The organism is Pseudoalteromonas sp. XI10 (assembly GCF_001469895.1).
Classification (GTDB): domain Bacteria; phylum Pseudomonadota; class Gammaproteobacteria; order Enterobacterales; family Alteromonadaceae; genus Pseudoalteromonas.
The window spans coordinates 1-5,532 of sequence record NZ_LOPY01000027.1 but is presented as its reverse complement, the minus strand read 5'-3'; the positions used below and the strand labels follow the sequence as shown (position 1 = coordinate 5,532).

Genomic DNA, 5,532 nt, shown 5'->3' with positions numbered 1-5,532 from the left:
GTGCTCTTAGCGTTAGCAGCATAAGTGCAGCATAAGGTGTAAATTGCCAGTTCATATTATCGAACTCAAAAAACATCTTACTCGGTGGTGATGCAACCTGAGTGACTTGATCGTCACATAACTGGTTTAGATAAGAGGTAACTTTTGTTAAGTCTGTACTATCCCAGTTATCTATAATAGATTGGTAAGCAAAATCATCTACGATCGGTTTTAGGTTATTGTCACCTTTGGCCCTATCAAACAGCAAGATAATAAAATCACCAATATGACTTTTTGATCTATTCACCCAGTGCTTCATGTAACCTGCTTGAAATAAGGTATAAATTTGGCGAGCATATTCATTATTATTCAATATCACTGCAATACTTAGCTGAAATACCGATGTTGGTGATACCAACCTTAAAGGTTCACGACTAAAGCGATATCTAAAGCGCTTGAACTTATAGCTTTGTATTGTAAGCATGTAATATCCATAACTTAAACATATATTTAATTTACCTAAATCTAGTAAATTATCATCTACAAAACTAGCTTGTGCATCCATCTCATAATAATCACATGGAATTAACAGTTCCGTATTTAATACCTCCCAGTTAAAAAATGGTAATTTTTCATTTATAGGAACACCGTTTTTCGTTTCTCCTTGCTCAATATAAAAATTAAGCTCTTTTGTATTATTTATATAAACCTTTCTATACTTTTCAGGATTTTTTATCGCCAGCTTACGCTTTCGTAAAAATTTTTCTAATATTTTGTCCATTATTTACCTGCTGGAGTCATTGAAATTGTAGCAGTGTCAGCAAGCATCTAGGGGTCAGGTCTTGCTTTTTGCAACAATCTTACTAACACGCGAATAGTGTAATTGAAAATAATCACCCAACTCTTTTCTTTGCTCGACAATTACAGCTAACTTACGCCTTGATGTTGCTTTAGATTTGCCAAATTGGAGTAACACTTTGCCGGTTTAAATCCATTCTGTAACTTGTACTTTCCCATCGTAAAACGCCCAGCATGTTGAGAACTTCTATTAAACCATTGCTTATATATGACATTCGACTAGCTAAAAGGCAAAAAGAAAGATCTGACCCTATTGGTTTTTATATAACCCCCTAATCGGTACAGTCATCGCCCGGCACATTTGAGAAGTAAATATAGGGTAACGTTATTGCAATACCCTTTACCTTTATTTAGATAAGGCAAAAAAATTGACCATCTTCATTTATTATCGACAATTACAATACTCTCTATTTTCAAATACACTAATATAGGGCCTTTCCTTCCCGCATTCTCGTATTGAAAATCAATTCGTTGCTCTTTATTAATTAACCTCAATGCTTGCTCACAGTCAACATTCCACAACTTCGAAGTAAATTTAACTGGAGCATCAAACTTGGAACTTACAACTTGGAGATTCAAAACGTTACTTGACCTCCAAATATCACCACATGATATTGTGGTGACAACTCCACTGGCATAAGAGTAATTTCTACTTTCTCCACAAGAGATAAGAAAACAGTTTATGAAAAAAAATGTAACTACTCTAATCAATTGCCTAACGCCTCTTTATAAGCAGAGTTCACACTATAAGTTGATAGATATGAATTTGTAACACTTGAAGCCTTAATTGTTTGGTTGACACTAATAGCTCTGAACATATTAGATGTAGCTCCTGCCCCAGTTAATACCCCTGGAATATTTACTCCTATGGCAGCAGCTTGCTTTGATGTTTCCGCATTAACCCCACCCCCCCATGAGGACATTTTCAGCTCCTCGTTGGGCAGGATCAAGCCCTGTTGTTTGTTCCAAAATATCACTAGCACCTACTACTCCTGCGGAAGCAGCTAAAACACATCCCGCGCCTACAGCAAATGCGCAAGTACCCACCCCAGAAACAGCGTTAGCGGCTGTTCTTGCAGGGTCTTTTGCCAAAGAGTTCATTGTCTTTCCAGCAGAAGTACCAACATCATTCGCTATACCTTCTATTGAACTACCCAATTGTTCAGAACCATCTAAAATACTTTTAAACCATTTTATTAAAGGGGCGTCAGGGGACTGAAATTTTGGATTTCCCTCAGCATTATACCACCATTGCATTGCTGAGGTGACAGCACCATTGGCAAACTTTCCACCAGTAAGTTTAGACACTGTGCCACCCACAACCCCTGCAATTGCTGTTCTTCTCACTGCATCAGCATATGTGCCTGTTTTAGGGTTCATAAATCCCTTCATACTGGCTGTGACTAAGGAGCTCACAAATCCATGCCCAAACTTTCCTCCTTGAAGAACAGCCGATACCCCACCTACCATTGCATGAGATGCAACATTTTGAACAGCAGTCCACTCCCAGCAGCAAAATCAAAGTTCGCTCCAAACCATGGGGTCAGGTCTTGCTTTTTGCCACAATCTTACTTACACGCGAATAATGTAATTGAAAATAATCATCCAACTCTTTTCTTTACTCAACAAATAGCGCGCACTTTAGCCTTGCTATCACTTTAGATTTGTCAAATTGAAGTAACACTTTGTCGGTTTAAATCCATTCTGGAGCTTGTGCTTGCCCCATTAGTAGCACCGACATAAATTGCACAGTCTGCTGTTAGCAAATGCGAAGTTCTACTGGGATTAACAGCGCATTTGATAGCTTTTTATTGAGAAAGAAGGCCGAGGCGCCAATACTGTTTATTTACTTAAACTTTCATTTATCACCTTAAGCATATCTGAACTTATTGGTAAAAAAATTCTTTCATTACCTTTAAAGCTGATTTCAAGAGTTTCTTCAGGGTTTACTTTACTCTCTACACAGAAATCTCTGTTTTGACTAACGGTTTTAATAGTGCTCCAAGGTATAATATATACATGGAAATAAGGAATAGTCATCGGGTAAAACGCAATACCTTTTTCTACTATTTGAGTCTTATAAATACGTGTAAAGTGGTCAATATAACCATAACCATGAAACCAATTCCCTTTCAAAATACCAAAGTCTTTCACCTCATTCGAAAAGAATAAACTATAGGTATCAATAGCAAAATCCCTTTTCTTTAGCCTTACAATACTTCTTTTAACAGCAAGGCTTACAGGACCAAAGAAATTCCAATAAGAAAATATGTACAACAAAAGAGCACCACTAATTGAATATACATAACTTCCTGTAAAATAATAAATAATAGCACCAATGGTCATACCTATAACTATAAGGGCTCGTTTTGACATTATGATATAGAATACTAACTTTATAAAATTCATATAAGAACCATGGGGGTCAAGTCTTTCTTTTTGCAACTACCATACTTCATGCTTGAATTGTGCAGCTTGAAATAATCATCCAATTCTTTTCCTTACTCGACAATTACCGCTAACTTTCGGCTTGATGTTGCTTTAGATTTTCCAAATTGAACGAACACTTTGCCGATTTCAAGCCATTTTGGAGTTTGTGCTTGCCCATCGTAAAATGCCCTACACGTTGAGAACTTCTCTTAAACCATTGCTTATAAACAACATTGGACTAGCTAAAAGGCAAAAAGAAAGACCTGACCCTATTGGTTTTAAAATAACCTTCAAATTTGTTTAGACTGTTCATTTCAGCAAAGGAAGTTACACAAAATCAGAAAGTGCTAAATTAACCCATTGCAACTATTTTTCTAGATTAAAAGTCTATTGAGGCCCCTTAGTGATCATGATCTCCATAAACAAGTATTCTATCTGAATCCATAGGTTTATAGAATCCAACACTTTTTGACTGGGACTTGAAGATTTCCACCGTAACATCTAACTCTTCTAGTGATTTTACCCAAGTAAAACTGTCACTAAAACAAGAGGAAAACTCATATTCGAAAGATACATTTAAAGGGTAGCCTCCAAACTCCAATATGACACTTTCCTTAAAAGGCTCAGGACCGCTCACTTTATGTTCTTTGATATAAGAAACGTTTGGGTCTTTAGATTTCCAGTCCATTAGACACTTTCTTTCATAAGGATTAGCTAGAATAAAAACCCCATTCTCATCATGGTTATAACCATAAGCTATATAAATTAATACAAAATTTAGGATTATCGATATCAAAAAAATTATACTTCGCATATGACTCCTTTATTCCCAAAACCACCCAATACCCGAAAGTGAGACTTGCTACCAATCACTGTTTGTGACTCGTAGTTAATTTCAGTAGAATAATCAATTAAATTATCGTTGATTAAGGTTCCATCTTTAAAAAATCTCAAACTCATACTAATACAAATCTTCACTATATTGAGCTTGGTTTGTTGTGGTCACATCCACAGTCCCCAAGCAATTGCTTGGATTATTACACGCCCATACGTTGCATTGGTTTGAATTTTCCCAACACCTTTCTAATAGCTGCAGTGATAAAACTATGTTCAAATTTGCCCACCTTGGAGATCTGATAGAACGCCTCCAGCAGTTGTTTGCTTGAGTTAAAAAGAGCACATCCTTGCTAACATTTACTTTCTTACGCTCAACTCAAAAATCAGGTTTTCATTTCCTTCTCTAAGGTAAGCAATTTTAACAACTCGCCCCTCTTGGATTGTATCTGAATCATGCTTTCTATTCGCAAAAAAGGAGTTTTCTGTTCCGTAATCATTGTACTTAAAGCGTACTCCATCAACAGTAAAAGCCTCTTCTCTACTATTTCTTTCAACAATTTGAATATCTTCAATAGCTCCTTCAACTGTAGAATAATTTCCAGAATCTATGCCATTAGATTTTAATACTAGGCCATAAAATGACAGTGACTGCATTACAAAAAAGCCAAATACAAATAAGAAGCCAAACCAGAAGTTAACTTTCTTTTCAAACTGTAGTTTATTTTCGTACCAGTATTTTATCTTCGGGCAGCACAATATTAGTAGAACAGAACAAACAAGTGTTAAGTAAAAACCAATTTTGGTTCCCATAAAATCGGACTGAAAATAAAGTTCATACATTAACTAAATCTCCTATGGCTAATCTATGGGCCGAAGTTGCCGTATGAACCATGCTAGTTTCTTTTCCCCGAGCCAATATCGAACGAACACAAAATGGGTTCAGGTCTTTCATATTGACCTCAACTAAAGACTGAACTGAAGTGGGTATTATAATTTAGAAGGAAAAATGTAGCTTGGCCTCTTTGGATAGATAAAAGCTACTTACCATTATTCTTTATTTTTAAAGCTTAAATCATTATGACAAAAAGCATCTATTAAACCATCACTATCCGCTTTATTTATTTTTGCTTCTTTAGGGAGCACTATATACAAATAATCATAGTTATATTTACCTTCATCAGTCATTCGATTAAGTTTATATCCAATCATGAATTTATCACCTCCACTGTAATCTAAAACTGATATGTTACAATGAGTTGTGTAGTTAATCGAAAATACTAATGAAGCTTTAGCATCTTCGAATTCATCATAGCTCGAAAATAGAGGCACTGAGAAACTATCTATCACTCCAGTGTCTTCATCAAAAGCTTTTTGTTTATCGAAAAATGAATCTCCTTCAGAATTGACAATATTGATAAACTTTTCTAT

7 protein-coding genes are annotated in these 5,532 nt (G+C 35.7%); all 7 read right to left on the bottom strand.

All coding sequences use genetic code 11. The features are described 5' to 3' along the window. On the bottom strand, positions 1–760 hold a 760-nt coding region (locus AUR67_RS07065; RefSeq protein ID WP_058584748.1), incomplete at its 3' end, for a hypothetical protein. Between the two features lie 974 nt (positions 761–1,734). Next, positions 1,735–2,217: a hypothetical protein gene (locus AUR67_RS07050; RefSeq protein WP_152996504.1), complete on the bottom strand. Its 483-nt coding sequence runs from the start codon at positions 2,215–2,217 to the stop codon at positions 1,735–1,737. 462 nt (positions 2,218–2,679) lie between these two features. After that, positions 2,680–3,183 carry a hypothetical protein gene (locus tag AUR67_RS07045; RefSeq protein ID WP_235591806.1) on the bottom strand — a complete coding sequence of 168 codons (504 nt, stop codon included), beginning with the start codon at positions 3,181–3,183 and terminating at the stop codon, positions 2,680–2,682. 484 nt (positions 3,184–3,667) lie between these two features. Then, positions 3,668–3,955, bottom strand: a complete 288-nt coding sequence (locus AUR67_RS07040; RefSeq protein WP_152996502.1) for a hypothetical protein — start codon at positions 3,953–3,955, stop codon at positions 3,668–3,670. 113 nt (positions 3,956–4,068) lie between these two features. Then, the gene (locus AUR67_RS21170; RefSeq protein ID WP_161936934.1) at positions 4,069–4,227 is read right to left on the bottom strand and encodes a hypothetical protein; all 159 of its coding nucleotides are present in this window, start codon (positions 4,225–4,227) and stop codon (positions 4,069–4,071) included. Between the two features lie 234 nt (positions 4,228–4,461). After that, positions 4,462–4,944: a hypothetical protein gene (locus AUR67_RS07035; protein ID WP_058584742.1), complete on the bottom strand. Its 483-nt coding sequence runs from the start codon at positions 4,942–4,944 to the stop codon at positions 4,462–4,464. Positions 4,945–5,151: 207 nt separating this feature from the next. After that, positions 5,152–5,532, bottom strand: a 381-nt coding sequence (locus tag AUR67_RS21165; RefSeq protein ID WP_058584741.1) for a hypothetical protein, incomplete at its 5' end; no start/stop codon positions are given.